The organism is Streptomyces sp. NPDC029526 (genome assembly GCF_040637405.1).
Classification (GTDB): Bacteria; Actinomycetota; Actinomycetes; order Streptomycetales; family Streptomycetaceae; genus Streptomyces.
Genome location: NZ_JBEZWE010000007.1, coordinates 138,320 through 158,134, shown reverse-complemented (window position 1 = coordinate 158,134; position 19,815 = coordinate 138,320). Strand labels below are relative to the sequence as shown.

Sequence of the window (19,815 nt, the reverse complement as noted above, 5' to 3'; positions counted from 1 at the left end):
AGCGCCGCGCACCCCTCCGGCTCCGCTCCTGCCGACCGTGTCCGGCCCTCCGCCGTGCCGCCAGGTCCGATCCACCGCCTTGCCGCCTCCGCCCGGTCCTCTGCCCTGCCGCCCTCCGCCCGTTGCCCCCGCCCCGCCGCCCGCCGCGGATCGTCCGCCCTGTCGACCCTCCTGCCGGCCGCCCCTTCGCGCCCGTGGGCTGACCTCCCCGCCCCCGGTTCGCACCCCCTTTCGCCTCGGCGGGCCTCGCCCCGAGGGCTACGTTGGACGTGGGCCCGAGGGGTGCTCTCCGGTGTCACGGGCACCCGATCCGACGAGCCGCGCCCCGAAGGGCGTCAGGAGTCCGATCCCCCGGCATGATGTTGCCCTGCGGTCCGGATTCCGGGCCGGGACGTGTTGCCTGGCGAGCCGAAAGAGGGACATGAGCACCAGAGTCATGGAGGCCGAACGGCCTGCGGGAAGCGCGGTGTGAAGTAATGCATATCGTCATCATGGGCTGTGGAAGGGTGGGCTCCGCCCTGGCCCAGACCCTGGAGGAACAGGGCCACACGGTCGCCGTGGTCGACCAGGACCCCACCGCCTTCCGCCGCCTGGGCTCCGCGTTCGGCGGGCGCCGGGTCACCGGGATCGGCTTCGACCAGGACACCCTGCGCGAGGCGGGCATCGAGGACGCCGGCGCCTTCGCCGCCGTCTCCAGCGGTGACAACTCCAACATCATCGCGGCGCGGGTGGCGCGCGAGATGTTCGGCATCGAGAACGTCGCCGCCCGCATCTACGACCCCCGCCGCGCGGAGGTCTACCAGCGCCTCGGCATCCCCACCGTGGCGACGGTCCGCTGGACCGCCGACCAGATGCTGCGCCGGCTGCTGCCGTCCGGCGCCGAGCCACTGTGGCGCGACCCGACGGGCGGGGTGCAGCTCGCCGAGGTGCACACCTCCCCGGCGTGGGTGGGGCACCGGATCAGCAGGCTGCAGGACCAGACCGGGGTGCGCGTGGCCTTCCTGACGCGGCTCGGCGAGGCCATACTGCCCACCTCGCAGACGGTGCTGCAGGAGGGCGACCTGGTGCACGTGATGATGCGCACCGACGAGATCGACCGGGTCGAGGCGGCGTTCGCCAAGGGACCCGACGAGGAGGGCGGTCACTGATGAGGGTCGCCATTGCCGGGGCCGGGGCCGTCGGCCGCTCCATCGCGGGCGAGCTGCTGGAGAACGGCCACGAGGTCCTGCTCATCGACAAGACGCCTACCGCGATCTCGGTCGAGCGGGTGCCGCAGGCGGAGTGGCTGCTGGCCGACGCCTGCGAGATCACGTCCCTGGACGAGGCCGCGCTCCAGCGCTGCAACGTGGTCATCGCCGCCACCGGTGACGACAAGGTCAACCTGGTGGTGTCCCTGCTCGCCAAGACGGAGTACGGGGTGCCGCGGGTCGTGGCCCGGGTGAACAACCCGAAGAACGAATGGCTGTTCAACGAGTCGTGGGGCGTGGATGTCGCCGTGTCCACTCCGCGCCTGATGTCGGCCCTGGTGGAGGAGGCGGTCAGCGTCGGCGACCTGGTCCGACTGCTGCGGTTCAGCCACGGCGACGCCAACCTCGTCGAGCTGACCCTGCCGGAGGAGTCGGCGCTGGCCGGCACGCAGGTGGGCGACGTGCAGTGGCCGCAGGACACCTCACTGGTCACGATCATCCGCGGCACGCGGGTGCTGACGCCGACCCGGGAGGACTCCCTGGAGGTGGGCGACGAGCTGCTGTTCGTGGCCGCCCAGGCCCGCGAGGAGCAGCTGGAGGACCTGCTGTCGGTCCGCAAGGGCGACGCGCGGCAGTAGGGCGGACGGTCGGACGTCGGACGGACAGCGGACAGCGGACAGGCGGACGACTGACGGACGTCGGACAGCCGGACGGCTGACAGCTGACAGCTGACGGACGGTGGCTGCACCGCGGCCGGACGGTGGCTGCACCGCGGCCGGGCAGCGGACCTCGGCCGTCGTTCCCCGGCCCACGGCCCCTGTCCGAACGCGCCGTCGTCCCACCTGTGTCCCGTGCCTGTGTCCCGTGACACGCGTGAGGGGCGCCGGGGGGAAGATCACTTCCCCCGGCGCCCCTCACGCGAAGCATCTCCGCACAGGTCCGCCACCGGTCTGCGGGGCGGGGCCTACGAGCCCCTGCGGTGCCGTCCCGTGGTCGTGGCGCGGCCGACGTCCTCCGGTCCGGCGGCTGCAGGACCAGCGACGTCCGTCGTGCCGGCGGCCCGGGCCGCTTCGCGCTCCTTCTCGGCGCGCTCCTCCGCCTCCATCTCCGCGAACACGTCGATGGGCGGCGGTGCCTTGGCCAGGAACACCCACGTCAGGTACACGGCGAGCAGGAACGGCGGGATCTTCAGCGCCACCAGCACCCAGCCGAGCTGGGTGGTGTCGGCCCACCAGTAGAGCGGGAAGAGGATGGCGCTCTTGCCGAGGAGGATCAGCCCCCAGGCGTAGCTGGCCTTGGTGTACGCCTTCTTGCGGCCGGGGTTGCGGGTGCGCCAGGAGAGGTTCTCCCGGAAGATCGGCCCGAGCATCAGGCCGATCAGCGGCACGCCCGCCATGGCCGTGATGACGTACGCCAGAGCGAGGCCGAGGGTGTAGAGCATGCCCGGCAGGTAAAAGTCCTTGGCGTTGCCGGTCATCATCGCGAAGACGACACCGAAGCCCACGCCGAAGACGCCGCTGAAGGCGTGCTTGACGGTGTCCTTCATGGCCAGCCGGACCACGACCAGCACCAGCGACACGGCGAGCGCCGCGATCGCCGACATGTGCAGGTCCTTGTTGACCGTGTAGATGCTGACGAACAGGAGCCCGGGCAGCACCGTCTCGACCATGCCCCGCACCCCGCCGAACGCCTCGAACAGGGCGGCCTCGGTCACCGCCCGGGCGTCGTCCGCGGATGTGTCTTCGGTTGTCGGCTTGTCGAGCGACGTCACCGGCTACTCCCGTCCCAGGGGTCTCAATTCGTATTTCGGGTTGAACAGCACCCGGCGGCCCCGGCTCATCGAGATCCGGCCCGATGCGATCAGCTTGCGTCCCGGTTCTATCCCCATGATGGAGCGCCTGCCGAGCCACACCACGGCCAGTGCGGCGGAGCCGTCGAACAGTTCGGCCTCCAGGGCCGGGACGCCCGCCCGGGGGCGGAGCGTGACCGTGCGCAAGGTACCAGTAACCGTGACGATCTGCCGGTCCTGGCAGTCTCCTATCCGCGTGCAGCCGGCGATCTCGGCGTCCTCGCGCAGCTCCTCCGACTCCAGCTCCTCCTGCGAGGAGGAGAGGCGGTCGAGCATGCGCCGGAACCGACCCGCAGGCTTCTCGGGACGAGGAACAGCACTCATGTCTGAAGCGTACCGGGGTGCACTGACGGTTACGTACCCCCTGGCCCGGCGCCCCGAACCGGCCGGACACCCCGCCGCCCCGGAGCCGCCGCCCCGCTCCACCGGGGGCCCGCCGCTCGGCCCGCCGGGGACCAGCCGCTCGGCCCGCCGGGAACCGGCCGATCACCCCGCGTCGCCCGGCCCGGTTCGCCCCGTCCCGGTCCCGTGGCGCGACGACGGCCGCGGGCTCACTTCTCGAAGCGGTACCCCATGCCGGGTTCGGTGATGAAGTGCTTGGGGTGCGAGGGATCCGCCTCCAGCTTGCGGCGCAGCTGCGCCATGTAGACGCGCAGGTAGTTGGTCTCCGTCCCGTAGGACGGCCCCCAGACCTCCCGCAGCAGCTGCTTCTGCGCGACCAGACGGCCGCTGTTGCGCACCAGCACCTCCAGCAGGTGCCACTCCGTGGGGGTGAGCCGGACGTCCTTGCCGCCCCGGTTGACCTTCTTGGCGGCCAGGTCGACGGTGAACCCCCCGGTGTCCACCACGCCGTCCTCCTCGCCCCCGGCGGGCTCCGCGCGGCGCACGGCCGCCCGCAGCCGGGCCAGCAGTTCGTCCATGCCGAAGGGCTTGGTGACGTAGTCGTCGGCGCCCGCGTCCAGGGCCTGGACCTTCTCCGCCGAGGCGTGGCGGGCGGACAGCACCAGGATCGGCACCCGGCTCCAGCCGCGCAGGCCGCGGATGACGTCGACGCCGTCCATGTCGGGCAGCCCCAGGTCGAGGACGACCACGTCGGGATGGCGGGCTGCGGCCAGTTGCAGGGCCTCGGCGCCGTCGTGGGCCGCGTCGACGTCGTAGGAGCGTGCCTTGAGGTTGATCACGAGGGCGCGCACGATCGCGGGCTCGTCGTCGACCACCAGCACACGGGTCATGAGGCTCGCCTTTCGGGTACCGCGGGATCCACGGCGGGTTCGACGGGACGGGCGGGCCGGGGCACGGTGCCCGCCGCACGGAGGGTGACCGTCATGGTGAGGCCGCCGCCGGGGGTGTCCTCGGCGTCCAGGGTGCCGCCCATGGCCTCGACGAAGCCCCGCGCCACCGGCAGGCCGAGGCCCACGCCGGCGCCGCGCGGGGCATCACCGTAGCGCTGGAAGGGCTCGAAGACGCGGTCCTTGGCCTCGTCGGGCACGCCGGGGCCGCGGTCCACCACGCGGACCTCGACCCGGTCGCCGAGCGCACTGGCGGCCACCAGGACGAGTGAGTCGGCGGGACTGTACTTGACGGCGTTCTCCACCAGGTTGGCCATGGCCCGCTCCAGGAGGCCCGGGTCGACGGCGACCATGGGCAGGCTTTCGGGGATGTCCAGGGCGACCTCCCCCTCCGGTACGCCGCCGAGCGCCATCGGGACCACCTCGTCCAGGTCGATCTCCCGGATCAGCGGGGTGACGGTGCCGGTGTGCAGGCGGGACATGTCGAGGAGGTTGCCCACCAGGTGGTCCAGGCGGTCGGCGCCGTCCTCGATGCTCTCCAGCAGTTCGGCCCGGTCCTCCGGCGACCACTGGACGTCCGGCGAGCGCAGCGAGGAGACCGAGGCCTTGATGCCGGCGAGGGGCGTGCGCAGGTCGTGGCTGACCGCCGCCAGGAGCGCGGTGCGGATGCGGTTGCCCTCGGCGAGGGCGCGGGCCCGGTCGGCCTCCTCGCGCAGCCGCCGGTGGTCCAGGACGACGGCGGCCTGGGCGGCGAACGCGCCGAGCACCCTGCGGTCCTCGGCGGGCAGCACCCGGCCGGTGAGCGCGAGCGCCATGTGGTCCCCGACGGGGATGTCGACGTCGGCGTCCTCCGGCCGTGCGACCGGCGGGCCGGCGCCGGCCTGTCCCGCGCAGGTCCAGGGCTCCAGGTCGCCCGCGCGTTCCAGCAGGGCGGCGGACTCCATGCCGAAGGTCTCCCGTACGCGTTCCAGCAGGTCCTCCAGGCCGGTCTCGCCGCGCAGCACATTGCCGGCGAGGTAGGAGAGGATCTCCGCCTCGGCGCGCAGCCGGGCCGCCTGGTGGGTCCGGCGGGCCGCGAGGTCGACGACCGAGGCGACCGACACACCGACGGCGATGAAGATCACGATGGCGACGATGTTCTTCGGGTCGGCGACCGTCCAGCGGTGCAGCGGCGGCGTGTAGAAGTAGTTGAGCAGCAGCGACCCGAACGCGGCCGAGGCCAGGGCGGGCCAGAGCCCGCCGAGCAGGGCGGCGGCCACGGTGAGGGCCAGGAACAGCAGCATGTCGTTGGCCAGGCCCGGGTCGACGGCGCTGAGCAGCAGCGCCAGCAGGGCGGGGCCGGCCACGCCGACCGCCCAGCCCCAGGCGACGCGGGAGCGCCCCAGCCGGGCTCCGCGGGCCACCGGGAGTCCGCGGCCCTGGGCGATCGCCTCGTGCGTGACGATGTGCACGTCCAGGTCGGGCCCGGACTCCCGGGCCACGGTCGCGCCGACGCCGGGGCCGAAGACGTACTGCCACGCCTTGCGGCGGGAGGACCCCAGCACGATCTGGGTGGCGTTGGTGCCGCGGGCGAAGGCGAGCAGGGCGGCCGGGATGTCGTCGCCGACGACGTGGTGGAAGGTGCCGCCCAGGCTCTCCACCAGGGTGCGCTGCTCGGCCAGTTCGCTGGGCGAGGTGGCGGTGAGGCCGTCGCCGCGGGCGATGTAGACGGCGAGCACCTCGCCGCCGGCTCCCTTCTCGGCCAGCCGGGCGGCCCGCCGGATCAGGGTGCGGCCCTCGGGGCCCCCGGTGAGGCCGACGACGATCCGCTCGCGGGAGCCCCAGATGGCGGACACGTCGTGTTCGTTGCGGTAGCGCTGGAGGTGTTCGTCGACCCGGTCGGCGACCCACAGGAGCGCGAGTTCCCGGAGGGCGGTGAGGTTGCCGGGGCGGAAGTGGTGGGAGAGGGCTGCGTCGACCTTGTCGGGCTGGTAGATGTTGCCGTGCGCCATGCGGCGGCGCAGCGCCTCGGGCGTCATGTCGACCAGTTCGATCTGTTCGGCCCGCCGCACCACCTCGTCCGGCACGGTCTCCTCGGGCCGCACGCCCGTGATCGACTCCACGACGTCGCCCAGTGACTCCAGGTGCTGGATGTTCAGCGTGGAGTGCACGTCGATCCCGGCGGCGAGCAGTTCCTCCACGTCCTGCCAGCGCTTGGCGTGGCGGGAGCCCGGGACGTTTGTGTGGGCGAGTTCGTCCACCAGGGCCACGCGGGGGCGGCGGGCGAGGACGGCGTCGACGTCCATCTCGGTCCGGACGGCCCCGTCGTGCTCCAGGTGCCGGCGGGGGATCTGCTCCAGTCCGTCCAGCAGCTCCGCGGTGCGCGGCCGGCCGTGGTGCTCGACGAAGGCCACCACGCAGTCGGTGCCCCGCCCGATCCGCCGGTGCGCCTCGGACAGCATCGCGTACGTCTTGCCGACGCCCGGTGCCGCACCGAGATGTATCCGTAGCGTCCCGCGTCCCATGACCTCATGTCTTCCGCTCACCCGTACCGGCGGACACGACCATACGTCCGAACGCTGCTGCTCAGCGCCCGGGCGCCCGGTGACCGGCACCCCATCGGCGCCCGACGGCGCCTCCCCGGGCCCTCCTGAACGCGACTCTACGGAACGGGGGCGGGGCGGAACGGCGGAACGAACGCCTCCGGGCCCGGGCGGTACGCCGGTGCGGCACGCCGCCGTACCGGCGGAACGAAGCCGTGCCGAAGCCGTGCCGAAGCCGTGCCGCGTCGGATCCGGGCGGTACGCCGCGGTCCGCACCTGCCGGACAGTGCCCCGCTCAGTGCTCCGCGCAGTGCCCTGCTCAGTGCTCCACGATCTCGCCGTCGTTGAGCTCCAGGACCCGGTCCGCGAGGTCGAGGAGCGTGGCGTCGTGGGTGGCGACGAGGGCGGTGACGCGCTCGCTGCGGACGACGGCCCGCAGCAGCTCCATCACGGCGTGCCCGGTCTCGGCGTCGAGCTGGCCGGTCGGCTCGTCCGCGACGAGCAGGGCGGGGTTGTTGGCGAGGGCGCGCGCGATGGCGACCCGCTGCTGCTGGCCGCCGGAGAGTTCGCCGGGCCGCTGGGCGGCGTGATCGGCCAGGCCGACCAGGGAGAGCAGGAGCTCGACGCGCTCCTCCCGCTCCCGCGCGTCGGCGCGGCGCAGCCGCAGCGGGACGCCGACGTTCTCGGCGGCGGTCAGGATCGGGATGAGCCCGAAGGACTGGAAGACGAACCCGACGCGGTCCCGGCGCAGGGCGAGCAGCCCGTTCTCGTCCAGGTCCGCGAGGTCGAGCCCGTCGACGGCGACCCGCCCCCGGTCGGGGGTGTCGAGTCCGCCGACGATGTTGAGCAGGGTCGTCTTGCCCGAACCGGAGCGGCCCTTGAGGGCGACCAGTTCCCCGCAGGGGACGTCGAAGGAGACGCCGCGCAGCGCGTGGACCGCGGCGGCTCCGGTGCCGTACGACTTGTGCACGTCCGTCACGCGCACCATGGCCGCCGTCCTCGCCCCGGTGTCCGTTCCGGTCTCGGTGACCACCCGACTCATCCGACCGCCCTCCCCCGTGAACCGGGCGCCAGTATCGCCGCTCACCACCCGGCGATCAACAGGAAGTGGCCCGGAGAAGAGGGAAGGGCCGTGCCCCGGCGGACTGCCGGGGCGCGGCCCTGCACAGGGGACGACGCGTGAGGACGGTCAGCGGACCTCGGTGATCTCCGGGCCGCGCTGCAGCTGGCCCATGCCGCCGGCGAAGCGGGAGCCCTCGGCCTCCTCCTGCTGGACGCCCTCGGGCACCATCTGGGCGTCGTTGGGCAGCTTCAGGACGATCGGGTCGCGCGGCGCCATGGGGCCGTCGCCGCGCACCACGACGGTGTCCCGGAAGATCTGCTCCAGCAGTCCGGCGGCCTGCGGCTGGACCGCGCCCTGGCCGGAGATCACGCCGCGCAGGAACCAGCGGGGGCCGTCGACGCCGACGAACCGCACGACCTGGAAGCCGCCGGTGCCGTCGGGCAGCTGCACCGGCACCTGGGCCCGCAGCTCCCAGCCCAGCGGGCCCTCGACCTCGTCGATGATGCCGCCCTGCTGGGTGATGCCGGTCGCGATCTCGTCGCGGACCTCGCCCCAGATGCCCTCGCGCTTGGGAGCCGCGAAGGCCTGGAGCTGGATGGCGCTGTCGCGCAGGACGACGGTGGCCGCGACGATCGCGTCGCCCGCGACCTCGACCCGCAGTTCCATGCCGTCGACGCCGGGAACGAACAGACCGCCCAGGTCGACGCGGCCCTCGCCGGGCTCGCGGACCTCGGTGCTGTCCCACGGCCCGTCGGGCCGCGGCGCCGGCTCGAGCCTCAGCCGCTCGCGCTCCTGCTCCACCTCGGTGTCGACACCGTCGACGACCTGCTCGGCCTCGCCGGCCGCGTCCTCGGCGGCATCCCTCTTCTTGCGACGTCCGAACACGTCATTGTCCTTCCCGGTCGGATACGACCGAAGCGTATCGATTCCCACCCGCTGTGCCGCCCACGGCGGCCTGATCGCTTGTACCGCTCTTACCTTCCACCGCGGCATGGCCGCCGGTGGAGCCGAAACCCCCTGCAGCCCGCGCCGAGTCGGGAAGCTCCGCGACCGGCACGAAGCGGACCCTCTCGACCTGCTGGACGACCAGCTGGGCGATCCGGTCGAACCGCTCGAACCGCACGGTCTCGCGCGGGTCGAGATTCACCACGATCACCTTGATCTCCCCACGGTACCCGGCATCAACCGTCCCCGGGGCATTCACCAGGGCGACGCCGCAGCGCGCGGCCAGGCCGGATCGCGGGTGCACGAAGGCCGCGTACCCCTCGGGCAGCGCCACGGACACCCCGGTGGGCAGGACGGCCCGCTCGCCGGGGGCGAGTTCACAGGGTTCGGTGGTGCGCAGATCGGCGCCCGCGTCGCCGGGGTGCTCGTACGACGGAAGCGGTACGTCCGGGTCGACGCGCCGGAGGAGGACCTCCAGCGGGGCACGGCCGGCGTCGCTCACGGGTTCACCTCGAAGGCCCGGGCCCGGCGCACCTGGTCGGGGTCGTCCATCGCGGCCCGGATCTCCTCCGGGCGCCCGTTGTCGATGAAGTGGTCGACCTTGACCTCGATGAACAGCGCGTCCGCGCGGACCGCGACGGGGCCGTCCGGGCCGCCGATGCGGCCGGTGGCGGTCGAGTAGATCTTCCGCCCGGCCACCGCGGTCACCTCGGCCTGGAGGTGCAGCGTGGTGCCCACGGGCACGGGGCTGACGAAGTCGGTCTCCAGCCTGCCGGTCACGGCGATGACCCGCAGCAGCCAGTTCAGGGAGCCGAGGGTCTCGTCCAGGGCGGAGGCGAGCACGCCACCGTGGGCGAGGCCGGGGGCGCCCTGGTGGGCGGGCTGCACGACGAACTCGGCGGTGACCGAGACGCCCTCGCCGGCGCGCGCCTGCAGGTGCAGCCCGTGGGGCTGGCCGCCGCCGCAGCCGAAGCACTGGTCGTAGTGCGCGCCGAGGAGTTCGCCGGGGGCGGGCGCGTCCGGGTGCCGCACGGGTGTCCCGGCGTCGGCCGGGGGCTGAAGAGCTGGGGAAGTACCACTCACAGGCGCAGACCTTACCCGCGCGTCGGCGCGGTACCGACACCGTGCCAAGCTGGTTCCATGCAGCAGCCCTCCACCGCCCCGTACGAAGAACGCCTGACCGCGCCCCGCGCCTGGTGGGTGATGTGCTTCCTGGCGGGCGTCTCCCTCGCCCTGATCGTGGTGCCGTTCGGGACTCTGCCGGCGCTCGGCGGTCTGGCCGCGGGCACGGCGGCGGCGGCCGTCGTGGTCAGTTCCTACGGGTCGGCGCGGATCCGGGTGGTGGGCGGCAGTCTGATCGCCGGCGAGGCGAACATCCCGGTGACGGCGCTGGGTGAGGCGGAGATCCTGGACGCGGAGGAGGCCCGCGCCTGGCGCACCCACAAGGCCGACCCGCGGTGCTTCATGCTGCTGCGCGCGTACATTCCCGGGGCGGTGCGGGTGGAGATCACCGACCCCTCGGATCCCACGCCGTACGTCTTCCTGTCGACCCGGGAGCCGGAGCGGCTGGCGGGGGCGCTGCGGGCGGCGAAGGCTGCCGCGTAGCGGCGTGACGGGGGCGCGTACGCCCTGTCGGCGGCGGTACGGGCGCCGTGCCGTGGCCGTCTCGGATCTCATGGCGGTACGGGTGCCGTGCCGGCGGGTGCCCTGGCCGTCACTGCCCCTCCGGAGCACTGGGTGTCCCGGCCGTCGTGGGCCCTCACCGAGGCGCGGGGCCCGGCCGTCGTCCCGGCCCGTGTCGCCCCCGTCGGCTCCGCAAGCACCGTCAGGGGCCGGGGCACACCGGTACGGGCCGGAGCACACCGGTACGGGCCGTCCTCCGACCCGGGTCATCACGTGGCGAGGCCGTCGCCCCCCGTGCCGCGGCCGTCGTGCGGGCGACCGTCGTGCGGGCGACCGTCGTGCGGGCGGCCGTCGTGCGGGCGGCCGTCTGTGAGGTGGTCCATCTCGAGGGCGTCCGCCGGGGTCTCCAGGGCCGGCAGCGGGGCCAGCTCCTCCCACGGCACCTGGATGCGACGCAGGTCCTCCCGGATGCGGGCGGCGAGCTTGCGGGTGTCCCGGCGGTTCATGAAGGCGCCGACGGCGGCGCCGACCAGGAAGGGCATCAGGTTGGGCAGGTTGCGGACGGTGCGCTTCATGATCCGCTGGCGCAGTTCGCGCTTCATCCGGCTGTTCAGGGCCGCGCTGACGGTGGACGGCTTGGTCGCCTCGACGCCGCGCTCCTCCGACCACGTGGTGAGGTACACGGTGCTGCGCCGGGCGAGGGTGCCGGCCGGGCGCACGCCGTAGACCTCGTGGAGTTCGGCGATCAGCTTGAGCTCGATGGCGGCGACACCGGTGACCTCGGCGGCCAGTTCGGCCGGCATGGCGGGCGGGACGGGCATGGCGGCCGCCGCGCCGACTCCGGCGCCGACCGTGGCCGTGGCGCCGGCGGCGCCCGCCACGAGTTTGTCCGCGAGCTCCTCGGGTCCGAGCCCGGGGAACTGGGCGCGCAGGGTCGCGAGGTCGCGCACGGGTACGCGGGGGGCCATCTCGATGATCCGGTCCGCGAGGTGGCCCAGTCCGGCACGCGCGCGTGCGCCGCCCTTGCGGGCTCCTTCCCTGGCCTTGTCGCGGAAGGCGGCGGCCCGTCGACGGGCCACGGGTGGGGGGACCTCCGTGGGAGCCGGGAGGTCGCCCGGGTGTCCGGCGTGTTCGAGCGGGGCCGCCCCGGTACCGGAGGTCGGGCCCCGCTCGTGATCACGCGTTTCGTGCTGCGGGCCGCCGGGCGGCGGCCCCTGGTCCGCTCCCCTTGCGAAGAGTCGGCGCTTCCGGGAAGGGGTCGAGCCAGTCACGGCCGACCCTCCCTCAGTCGCAGTCGCGGCAGATCGGCTGGCCGTTCTTCTCCCGGGCCAGCTGACTGCGGTGGTGCACCAGGAAGCAGCTCATGCAGGTGAACTCGTCCTGCTGCTTGGGCAGCACCCGGACGGCCAGCTCCTCGTTCGAGAGGTCCGCTCCGGGCAGTTCCAGGCCCTCGGCGGCCTCGAACTCGTCGACGTCCACGGCGGACGCCGACTTGTCGTTGCGCCGGGCCTTCAGCTCTTCCAGACTGTCCGAGTCGACGTCGTCGTCGGTCTTGCGTGGAGTGTCGTAATCGGTTGCCATGCTCGCTCTCCCCCTCTGGGTGTATGCGGTGTCTCCAGCGCACGTAACGCGTGAGAGGCCGGACTTGTGCCCGACCTGAGGCGGAGATTTTGCCTCACATCAAGGTCTGTTACTCAATCGACACCCAACCGGACCCCTCATGAGTGATCGGCTGGGATGGCGATGGGGACCGTACACGGTCCCGATCCTGCGCGCCAAAGGCGCCTCACCGTGTACTTCCCGTGATGAGGGGCCCTGAAAACCGGGACTTTCCCGACCTTCCGACCGGTCGCATGATCACACAGAGTGGATGATCGGCCTATCCGACCTGTGATCGATCACACACCTGACCATCGGGCGGGTGCCCAAAAAATTCCGCGCAAAGCGAACACGGTCCGGGCGGGCCGAGATCTCACATCGGCAACGTGACACGCATCACGAGTCCGCCCCCTTCCCGCGGCTGGGCGTAGATGTGCCCGCCGTGCGCCCTGGCCACCGACCGGACGATGGACAGGCCGAGACCGACCCCCTTGTCGCTGCCCGTGCGCTCGGTGCGCAGGCGCCGGAAGGGCTCGAAGAGGTTGTCGATCTCGTACGCCGGCACGACCGGACCCGTGTTGGCCACCACGAGGACCGCCCGGCCGTGCTGGACCTCGGTGGTGACCTCCACCCAGCCGTTCTCGGGCACGTTGTAGCGCACCGCGTTCTGCACCAGGTTCAGGGCGATCCGCTCCAGCAGGACGCCGTTGCCCTGGACGACGGCGGGCTCGTGCCGCCCGCGGATCTCCACGCCCTTGGCGGTGGCCTCCGCGCTCACCTGGTCGATCGCCTGCTCGGCGACCTCGGCGAGGTCCACGGGCTTGCGCTCGACGATCTGGTTGTCGCTGCGGGCCAGCAGCAGCAGTCCCTCCACCAGCTGCTCGCTGCGCTCGTTGGTGGCCAGCAGCGTCTTGCCCAGTTGCTGGAGCTCCACCGGCGCGCCCGGGTCCGAGAGGTGCACCTCCAGCAGCGTGCGGTTGATCGCGAGCGGGGTGCGCAGCTCGTGGGAGGCGTTGCCGACGAAGCGCTGCTGGGCCGTGAAGGCCCGCTGGAGACGCTCGAGCATGTCGTCGAAGGTGTCGGCCAGCTCCTTCAGCTCGTCGTCCGGGCCGTCCAGCTCGATGCGGCGGGACAGGTCCGAGCCCGCGACCGCGCGGGCGGTGCGGGTGATCCGGCCGAGCGGCGAGAGCACCCGGCCCGCCATGGCGTAGCCGAAGGCGAAGGCGATGATGGCGAGGCCGAGCAGGGCGAGGAGGGAACGGCTCAGCAGATTGTCCAGGGCGTGCTGGCGCTGCTCGTTGACGCAGTCGTTCAGCGCCCGGTTCAGCTCGTCCGCGGGCACCTCGGCGCTGCCCAGGTGGCAGGTCTCGCTGGCCACGTTGCCGGAGAGGATCCGGAACGGCAGGTCGCTGCCCACGTTGAGCGCGTTCGCCGCGAGCAGGTAGATGATCGACAGCAGCAGGATGCCCGCGATCAGGAACATCCCGCCGTACAGGAGCGTGAGACGTATCCGGATGGTGGGGCGCAGCCAGGGGAAGGGCGGCACCGGCCTGCGGGGGTCCCAGGTGGGCTTGGGCGGGGCCTGGGGGGACGCCGGCGTGGGGGTGGGCGTGGCGGCCATGGGATCAGATCCGGTATCCGGAACCGGGCACGGTCACGATGACCGGCGGCTCCCCCAGTTTGCGGCGCAGGGTCATCACGGTCACGCGCACCACGTTGGTGAACGGGTCGGTGTTCTCGTCCCACGCCTTCTCCAGCAACTGCTCGGCGGAGACGACGGCGCCCTCGCTGCGCATGAGCACCTCCAGGACGGCGAACTCCTTGGGCGCGAGCTGGACCTCCCTGCCGTCGCGGAAGACCTCGCGGCGGTTGGGGTCCAGCTTGATGCCGGCGCGCTCCAGGACGGGCGGCAGCGGCACGCTGGTGCGCCGCCCCAGGGCACGCACGCGGGCGATGAGCTCGCTGAAGGCGAACGGCTTGGGCAGGTAGTCGTCGGCGCCGATCTCCAGCCCCTCGACCCGGTCGCTGACGTCGCCGGAGGCCGTCAGCATCAGCACCCGCGTGGGCATGCCGAGCTCGACGATCTTGCGGCAGACGTCGTCGCCGTGCACGAGCGGGAGGTCGCGGTCGAGGACGACCACGTCGTAGTCGTTGACGCCGATGCGCTCCAGGGCGGCCGCACCGTCGTACACGACGTCGACGGCCATGGCCTCCCGGCGCAGTCCGGTGGCCACCGCATCGGCGAGCAGCTGCTCGTCCTCGACGACGAGTACGCGCACGTCGCTTGTCCTTCCTGATGTCTGCCGGGCGGCGCCGGGCGGGCGCGCGCGGGCAGGGGTACGGGCTGGTGTGTTGGCCTCCATCCTGCCCTTTTCGGCCGTAAGTCGGCGGTAAGCCGTGAGTGCCGCCGGTGCGGGCGGGTGCCGGGCGGAGGAACGTCCGGGGAACGCGGCGGGAATGCGAGATTTTCTCGTCCGGTGAGGTTTCCGCGGAAGGGAGCCTGGGGAGGACGGGTCTTACACCCCGCGATCACGCTCTGCTTGTGCCGTACCACCATGCGGTAGCTAGTGGTCCGCTTCAGAGCGGACGTGGGTGTCCGGCACCGTAGCCCCCCGGCCGAGCGGCGCTGGGCATCCGCTCCGGGCGTGATCGAACCCTTTCGAAACGGCACACCCCCGTGCCGTCGACCCACGACCCAGGACGAGGGGGCGCAGCATGGACGCTTTCACCGCAGGACTTCTGCAGCGCATAAGGACGACCGAGTCCGATCTGTCCCGGGCCCGCGACGAGGGCGACGAGTTCCTCGTCGAGGTGGAGCAGGGCGAGCTCGACGACCTGCGCCGGCTCGCCGCGGAGCACGGTGTGGAAGTCGGCCTGTCCGGCATCTGATCGACTCGCGCGTCCGAGAAACAGCACGTCAGCGGGCCCCGGCGAATCCAGCGCCGGGGCCCGTTCGCATGGGCGTGCGAGGTCGCGCGCACGCGCGAGTCGCGCGGACGTGCTGCCTCAGTCGTGCCAGGCGCCGAAGTCCTCCAGGAGCCGCTGGAGGGGCTCGAAGACGCCCGGGGTGGCCGCGACCGTGAGGTCGTGCGAGGGCCGCTGTCCGGGGCGCCCGCCCGTCACGGCGCCCGCCTCCCGGGCGATGAGGTCGCCCGCCGCCAGGTCCCAGGGGTGCAGTCCGCGCTCGTAGTAGCCGTCGAGGCGGCCGGCGGCCACGTCGCACAGGTCGACCGCGGCCGACCCGCTGCGGCGGATGTCCCGCAGCAGCGGGATCAGGCGCTGCGCGACGTCCGCCTGGTGGGCGCGGACCTCGCGGACGTAGTTGAAGCCGGTCGACACCAGCGCCTGGTCCAGGGGCGGCGCGGGACGGCAGGCCAGCCTGCGCTCGCCCTCCCAGGACCCGGTGGCCCACGCCCCCGCGCCGCGGACCGCGTGGTACGCCTCGCCGCGCATCGGGGCCACGACGGCCCCCGTCACCACCTCGCCGTCCTGCTCGGCGGCGATGGAGACGGCCCAGGTGGGCAGCCCGTACAGGTAGTTGACCGTGCCGTCGAGCGGGTCGATCACCCAGCGCACGCCGCTGGTGCCCTCGGTGGCGGCGCCCTCCTCGCCGAGGAAGCCGTCCTCGGGCCGGTGCTCGGCGATCAGCGAGGTGATGAGCTTCTCCGCCGCGATGTCCATCTCGGTGACGACGTCGATCGGGCTGGACTTGGTCGCGGCCACGGCGAGGTCGGCCGGGCGGCCGTCCCGCAGCAGCTCGCCCGCGCGGTGGGCCGCGGTCCGGGCGAGCTGCAGCAGGTCCGCGTGCAGGGGGTCGGTCACGGGGTTCCTCACGCGTAGGGGCTGTCGGCGCCCGCGGCGGCGGGGCGCTGGGCGCGGGCCGGGCAGCATCCGACCGGGCAGACGTCGTGGCTGGCGCCGAGCGCGCCCAGGGCGCACGGTGTGATCCGCTGTCCCCGCTCGGTGGCGGCCCGCTCCACGACCAGCTCCCGGATCGCCGCCGCGAACCGCGGGTCGTCGCCGACGGTGCAGGAGCGCCGGACCGGCAGGCCCAGTTCGCCGGCCTTGGCGACGGCCTCGGTGTCGAGGTCGTAGATGACCTCCATGTGGTCGGAGACGAAGCCGATGGGGGCCATGACCACGGCCGGGACCCCGGCCGCGTGCCGCTCCTCCAGGTGGTCGCAGATGTCCGGTTCCAGCCAGGGGATGTGGGGGGCGCCGGAGCGGGACTGGTAGACGAGCTGCCAGGGGTGGTCGGCGCCGGTGCGCTCCCGGACGGCGTCGGCGATCAGCCGGGCCACGTCCAGGTGCTGGCGCACGTAGGCGCCGCCGTCGCCGTGGTCCCCGACCGGGCCGGAGGTGTCCGCGGCGGCGGTGGGGATCGAGTGGGTGCAGAAGGCGATGTGCGCCCCGTCCCGGACCTCCTCGGGGAGGTCGGCCAGCGACGCGACGATGCCGTCGACCATGGGCTCCACGAAGCCCGGGTGGTTGAAGTAGTGCCGCAGCTTGTCGACCTTCGGCAGCTCCAGCCCCTCGGCCTGGAGCGTGGCGAGTGCCTCGGCGAGGTCCTCGCGGTACTGGCGGCAGCCGGAGTAGGAGGCGTAGGCGCTGGTGGCGACGACGAGGATGCGGCGGTGGCCGTCGCGGACCATGTCGCGCAGGGTGTCGGTCACGTAGGGCGCCCAGTTGCGGTTGCCCCAGTAGACCGGCAGGTCCAGGCCGTGGTCGGCGAAGTCCTTGCGCAGGGCGGCGAGCAGGTTCCGGTTCTGCTCGTTGATGGGGCTGACCCCACCGAAGAGGAAGTAGTGCTCGCCGACCTCTTCCAGGCGTTCCTTGGGGATCCCTCGCCCGCGGGTGACGTTCTCCAGGAACGGCACCACGTCATCCGGGCCTTCGGGGCCGCCGAAGGAGAGCAGGAGCAGGGCGTCGTAGGGGCGGGGATCGAGCTCGTCAGGCATGTCTACGATCCTGCCACCCGGCACTGACGGGCGGGAAACCAAGGGCCGGGAGCGCGCAGCGGGACGTCCGTCGGCTGGTGCAACCGGGTGAACCGGGCGGTAAGCTGTGTTGGCTTGGATGGCGCCTTACTGATCACCCCGGAGACCTCGTGCCCAGCCCTTACCGCGCCCTGTTCGCCGCGCCCGGCACGAAGAGTTTCTCCGCCGCCGGGTTCCTCGGGCGGATGCCGCTGTCGATGATGGGCATCGGCGTGGTGACGATGATCTCCCAGCTCACCGGGCGGTACGGGCTGGCGGGCGCCCTGGCGGCGACCATCGCGCTGTCCGCGGCCGTGGCCGGCCCGCAGGTCTCCCGTCTGGTGGACCGGTACGGGCAGCGGCGAGTGCTGCGCCCGGCGACGCTGATCTCGCTCACGGCCGCCGCCCTGCTGCTGCTCGCCGCGCACTACGGCTGGGCCGACTGGGTGCTGTACGTGGCCTGTGTGGGCATCGGCTGCGTGCCGAGCGTGGGCGCGATGGTCCGGGCCCGCTGGGCGGCCCTGTACCGGGGCACGCCCCGGCTGCACACCGCCTACTCGTTCGAGTCGGTGGTGGACGAGATGTGCTTCATCTTCGGCCCGATCGTCTCCATCGGGCTGTCCACCGCCTGGTTCCCCGAGGCGGGCCCGCTGCTCGCCGCCTGCTTCCTGGCCACCGGCGTCTTCTGGCTGACCGCGCAGCGCGCCACCGAGCCCGTGCCGCACCCCCGCGAGCGCTCCGGCGGCGGCACCGCGCTGCGCTCGCCGGGCCTGCAGGTGCTGGTGGTCACGTTCGCGGCCACCGGGGCGATCTTCGGCGCGGTGGACGTGGTCACCGTGGCGTTCGCGGAGGAGCAGGGGCACAAGGCCGCGGCCAGTGTGGTGCTGTCCGTCTACGCGCTCGGCTCCTGCGCCGCCGGCATCGTGTTCGGGCTGCTGCGCTTCGTGGGACCGGCGGAACGGCGCTGGCTCCTGGGCGTGTGCGCGATGGCCGTGAGTATGATCCCCCTCCTACTGGTCGGGAACCTGCCGTTTCTGGCCGTGGCGCTGTTCGTTGCGGGTCTGTCCATCGCTCCCACGATGATCACGACGATGTCCCTCATCGAAGAGCACGTACCACGCGCGCAGCTCACCGAGGGCATGACCTGGGTGAGCACCGGGCTCGCGGTCGGGGTCGCCCTCGGCTCGTCCGCGGCCGGCTGGGTGATCGACGCGGCCGGGGCGCGTGCCGGGTACGGGGTGCCGGCGGTCGCCGGGGCCGCCGCGGTCGTGGTCGGTTTCCTGGGGTACCGCCGGCTCAAGCGGCCGGCGCCGGGTCGGGGAGGCTCCGTTGGGCAGCACAGCGAGCACGAGGAACGGCACATGGCGTAACTGGGGAGGCAACGTCACCGTGCGCCCCGCGCGCGAGGTCACGCCCGCCTCCGTCGACGAACTGGCCGCGGCCGTGCGCCGGGCCGCCGAGGACGGCCTGCCGGTGAAGGCGGTCGGCACGGGCCACTCGTTCACCTCCATAGCGGCCACCGACGGCGTGCTGGTGCGGCCGGACCTGCTGACCGGGATCCGCGGGATCAACCGCGCGGCCGGGACGGTGACGGTCGAGGCGGGCACGCCGCTGAAGCGGCTGAACGTGGCGCTCGCCCGGGAGGGGCTGTCGCTGACCAACATGGGCGACATCATGGAGCAGACGGTCTCCGGTGCCGTGAGCACGGGCACGCACGGCACGGGCCGCGAATCCGCCTCCCTTGCCGCCCAGATCACGGCGCTCGAACTGGTCACCGCCGACGGGTCGGTGCTCACCTGTTCCCAGAAGGAGAACCCCGACGTCTTCGCCGCGGCCCGGATCGGACTGGGCGCCCTCGGGATCGTCACCGCGATCACCTTCGCCGTGGAGCCGCTGTTCCTGCTCACGGCCCGCGAGGAGCCGATGGCGTTCGACCGGGTGCTGGCGGAGTTCGACGAACTCCACGCCGAGAACGAGCACTTCGAGTTCTACTGGTTCCCGCACACCGGCAACACCAACACCAAGCGCAACAACCGCAGCGCGGGACCCGAGCGGCCGGTGCCGCCGCTCAAGGGCTGGTTCGAGGACGAGTTCCTGTCCAACGGGGTCTTCCAGGTGGCCAACTGGGTCGGCCGCGCGGCGCCCCCGGCCATTCCCTCACTGGCCCGGATATCCAGCCGGGCACTGTCCGCCCGGACCTACACCGACATTCCCTACAAGGTCTTCACGTCGCCGCGCCGGGTGCGCTTCGTGGAGATGGAGTACGCCGTGCCGCGCGAGGCGCTGACGGACACCCTGCGTGAACTGAGGGCGATGGTGGACCGTTCACCATTGCGGGTGAGTTTTCCGGTCGAGGTGCGGACCGCTCCGGCCGACGACATCACGCTCTCCACCGCCTCGGGGCGCGCCACCGCCTACATCGCCGTGCACATGTTCCGCGGCACTCCGTACCAGGCGTACTTCACCGCCGCCGAGCGCATCTTCACCGCTCACGAGGGGCGGCCGCACTGGGGGAAGATCCACACCCGCGACGCCTCCCACCTGGCCGCCGTGTACCCGCGGTTCGGCGAGTTCACGGCGCTGCGGGACCGCCTCGACCCGGACCGGCTGTTCCGGAACGACCACCTCCGCCGCGTTCTGGGGGACTAGGGCCTCCCGTCCGGTCACCACGCCCGCACACCCCGGCACCCGTCCGGCCCCGGCCTCGCCCCCCGGCCCGGACGGGAACCCGGAACCTTTCGGGGGTTTCGTGAAGTTCCCCA

The 19,815-nt window shown here is 72.8% G+C and carries 20 protein-coding genes; 6 read left to right on the top strand and 14 right to left on the bottom strand.

Going from position 1 to position 19,815, the window contains the following annotated elements; all coding sequences use genetic code 11:
- Nucleotides 1–476: 476 nt before the first annotated feature.
- Complete coding sequence (locus AB0F01_RS18370; protein WP_362096386.1) at nt 477–1,148, top strand: TrkA family potassium uptake protein; 672 nt, start codon at nt 477–479, stop codon at nt 1,146–1,148.
- Nucleotides 1,148–1,825 carry a TrkA family potassium uptake protein gene (locus AB0F01_RS18365; RefSeq protein ID WP_362096383.1) on the top strand — a complete coding sequence of 226 codons (678 nt, stop codon included), beginning with the start codon at nt 1,148–1,150 and terminating at the stop codon, nt 1,823–1,825. The genes AB0F01_RS18370 and AB0F01_RS18365 overlap by 1 nt, the downstream gene beginning before the upstream one ends.
- 326 nt (nt 1,826–2,151) lie before the next feature.
- On the opposite strand, the gene AB0F01_RS18360 is transcribed toward AB0F01_RS18365, so the two are convergent.
- The 8 genes from AB0F01_RS18360 to AB0F01_RS18325 all read right to left on the bottom strand — a co-directional run bounded on the left by AB0F01_RS18360 (nt 2,152) and on the right by AB0F01_RS18325 (nt 9,938).
- The gene (locus tag AB0F01_RS18360; RefSeq protein ID WP_362096380.1) at nt 2,152–2,958 is read right to left on the bottom strand and encodes a DUF3159 domain-containing protein; all 807 of its coding nucleotides are present in this window, start codon (nt 2,956–2,958) and stop codon (nt 2,152–2,154) included.
- A gap of 3 nt (nt 2,959–2,961) precedes the next feature.
- The gene (locus tag AB0F01_RS18355) at nt 2,962–3,360 is read right to left on the bottom strand and encodes an OB-fold nucleic acid binding domain-containing protein (protein ID WP_362096377.1); all 399 of its coding nucleotides are present in this window, start codon (nt 3,358–3,360) and stop codon (nt 2,962–2,964) included.
- Nucleotides 3,361–3,587: 227 nt separating this feature from the next.
- Complete coding sequence (locus tag AB0F01_RS18350) at nt 3,588–4,268, bottom strand: response regulator (protein ID WP_362096374.1); 681 nt, start codon at nt 4,266–4,268, stop codon at nt 3,588–3,590.
- Nucleotides 4,265–6,829 carry a sensor histidine kinase KdpD gene (locus tag AB0F01_RS18345; protein ID WP_362096371.1) on the bottom strand — a complete coding sequence of 855 codons (2,565 nt, stop codon included), beginning with the start codon at nt 6,827–6,829 and terminating at the stop codon, nt 4,265–4,267. Before AB0F01_RS18345 ends, AB0F01_RS18350 begins: the two co-directional genes overlap by 4 nt.
- 337 nt (nt 6,830–7,166) lie before the next feature.
- Complete coding sequence (locus AB0F01_RS18340) at nt 7,167–7,889, bottom strand: ABC transporter ATP-binding protein (RefSeq protein WP_362096368.1); 723 nt, start codon at nt 7,887–7,889, stop codon at nt 7,167–7,169.
- Between the two features lie 147 nt (nt 7,890–8,036).
- Nucleotides 8,037–8,795 (bottom strand): DUF3710 domain-containing protein, encoded by a 759-nt coding sequence (locus AB0F01_RS18335; protein ID WP_362096365.1) that lies wholly within the window; start codon nt 8,793–8,795, stop codon nt 8,037–8,039.
- A gap of 1 nt (nt 8,796) precedes the next feature.
- On the bottom strand, nt 8,797–9,357 hold the full coding sequence (gene dut / locus AB0F01_RS18330; RefSeq protein ID WP_362096362.1) for a dUTP diphosphatase: 561 nt from the start codon (nt 9,355–9,357) through the stop codon (nt 8,797–8,799).
- Nucleotides 9,354–9,938, bottom strand: a complete 585-nt coding sequence (locus AB0F01_RS18325; protein ID WP_362096360.1) for a PaaI family thioesterase — start codon at nt 9,936–9,938, stop codon at nt 9,354–9,356. Before AB0F01_RS18325 ends, dut begins: the two co-directional genes overlap by 4 nt.
- 57 nt (nt 9,939–9,995) lie before the next feature.
- On the opposite strand from AB0F01_RS18325, the gene AB0F01_RS18320 reads away from it, so the two are divergent.
- Nucleotides 9,996–10,460: a DUF3093 domain-containing protein gene (locus tag AB0F01_RS18320; protein ID WP_362096357.1), complete on the top strand. Its 465-nt coding sequence runs from the start codon at nt 9,996–9,998 to the stop codon at nt 10,458–10,460.
- Between the two features lie 287 nt (nt 10,461–10,747).
- Here the strand turns inward: AB0F01_RS18320 and AB0F01_RS18315 are convergent, their stop codons facing one another.
- From AB0F01_RS18315 to AB0F01_RS18300, 4 genes are all read right to left on the bottom strand, one after another.
- Nucleotides 10,748–11,749, bottom strand: coding sequence for a hypothetical protein (locus AB0F01_RS18315; protein ID WP_362096354.1), 1,002 nt, complete (start codon nt 11,747–11,749; stop codon nt 10,748–10,750).
- Nucleotides 11,750–11,762: 13 nt separating this feature from the next.
- Nucleotides 11,763–12,059 (bottom strand): DUF4193 domain-containing protein, encoded by a 297-nt coding sequence (locus AB0F01_RS18310; protein ID WP_003993510.1) that lies wholly within the window; start codon nt 12,057–12,059, stop codon nt 11,763–11,765.
- A gap of 391 nt (nt 12,060–12,450) precedes the next feature.
- Entirely contained in the window at nt 12,451–13,698 is a 1,248-nt protein-coding gene (locus tag AB0F01_RS18305) for a HAMP domain-containing sensor histidine kinase (protein WP_362096351.1), read from the bottom strand.
- A 4-nt stretch (nt 13,699–13,702) separates the two neighbouring features.
- Nucleotides 13,703–14,356 (bottom strand): response regulator transcription factor, encoded by a 654-nt coding sequence (locus AB0F01_RS18300; protein WP_010353034.1) that lies wholly within the window; start codon nt 14,354–14,356, stop codon nt 13,703–13,705.
- Between the two features lie 436 nt (nt 14,357–14,792).
- On the opposite strand from AB0F01_RS18300, the gene AB0F01_RS18295 reads away from it, so the two are divergent.
- Nucleotides 14,793–14,966: a hypothetical protein gene (locus AB0F01_RS18295; RefSeq protein ID WP_362096349.1), complete on the top strand. Its 174-nt coding sequence runs from the start codon at nt 14,793–14,795 to the stop codon at nt 14,964–14,966.
- 117 nt (nt 14,967–15,083) lie between these two features.
- Here AB0F01_RS18295 and AB0F01_RS18290 read toward each other — a convergent pair whose 3' ends face one another.
- Nucleotides 15,084–15,899 (bottom strand): inositol monophosphatase family protein, encoded by an 816-nt coding sequence (locus AB0F01_RS18290; protein WP_362096347.1) that lies wholly within the window; start codon nt 15,897–15,899, stop codon nt 15,084–15,086.
- Nucleotides 15,900–15,907: 8 nt separating this feature from the next.
- Nucleotides 15,908–17,035: a ferrochelatase gene (locus AB0F01_RS18285; protein ID WP_362096344.1), complete on the bottom strand. Its 1,128-nt coding sequence runs from the start codon at nt 17,033–17,035 to the stop codon at nt 15,908–15,910.
- Nucleotides 17,036–17,184: 149 nt separating this feature from the next.
- Here AB0F01_RS18285 and AB0F01_RS18280 point away from each other — a divergent pair, with 149 nt between their 5' ends.
- Together AB0F01_RS18280 and AB0F01_RS18275 are read left to right on the top strand one after the other, a co-directional pair.
- Nucleotides 17,185–18,423: an MFS transporter gene (locus AB0F01_RS18280; protein WP_362096341.1), complete on the top strand. Its 1,239-nt coding sequence runs from the start codon at nt 17,185–17,187 to the stop codon at nt 18,421–18,423.
- The gene (locus AB0F01_RS18275) at nt 18,383–19,702 is read left to right on the top strand and encodes a D-arabinono-1,4-lactone oxidase (protein WP_362096338.1); all 1,320 of its coding nucleotides are present in this window, start codon (nt 18,383–18,385) and stop codon (nt 19,700–19,702) included. The genes AB0F01_RS18280 and AB0F01_RS18275 overlap by 41 nt, the downstream gene beginning before the upstream one ends.
- Nucleotides 19,703–19,815 lie beyond the last annotated feature (113 nt).

Coding starts and splice junctions, on each gene's coding strand:
- AB0F01_RS18295 (WP_362096349.1), top strand. CDS start 14,793: ATGGACGCTTTCACCGCAGGACTTCTGCAGCGCATAAGGACGACCGAG.
- AB0F01_RS18365 (WP_362096383.1), top strand. CDS start 1,148: ATGAGGGTCGCCATTGCCGGGGCCGGGGCCGTCGGCCGCTCCATCGCG.
- AB0F01_RS18350 (WP_362096374.1), bottom strand. CDS start 4,268: ATGACCCGTGTGCTGGTGGTCGACGACGAGCCCGCGATCGTGCGCGCC.
- AB0F01_RS18305 (WP_362096351.1), bottom strand. CDS start 13,698: ATGGCCGCCACGCCCACCCCCACGCCGGCGTCCCCCCAGGCCCCGCCC.
- AB0F01_RS18320 (WP_362096357.1), top strand. CDS start 9,996: ATGCAGCAGCCCTCCACCGCCCCGTACGAAGAACGCCTGACCGCGCCC.
- AB0F01_RS18340 (WP_362096368.1), bottom strand. CDS start 7,889: ATGAGTCGGGTGGTCACCGAGACCGGAACGGACACCGGGGCGAGGACG.
- AB0F01_RS18310 (WP_003993510.1), bottom strand. CDS start 12,059: ATGGCAACCGATTACGACACTCCACGCAAGACCGACGACGACGTCGAC.
- AB0F01_RS18355 (WP_362096377.1), bottom strand. CDS start 3,360: ATGAGTGCTGTTCCTCGTCCCGAGAAGCCTGCGGGTCGGTTCCGGCGC.
- AB0F01_RS18345 (WP_362096371.1), bottom strand. CDS start 6,829: ATGGGACGCGGGACGCTACGGATACATCTCGGTGCGGCACCGGGCGTC.
- AB0F01_RS18285 (WP_362096344.1), bottom strand. CDS start 17,035: ATGCCTGACGAGCTCGATCCCCGCCCCTACGACGCCCTGCTCCTGCTC.
- AB0F01_RS18370 (WP_362096386.1), top strand. CDS start 477: ATGCATATCGTCATCATGGGCTGTGGAAGGGTGGGCTCCGCCCTGGCC.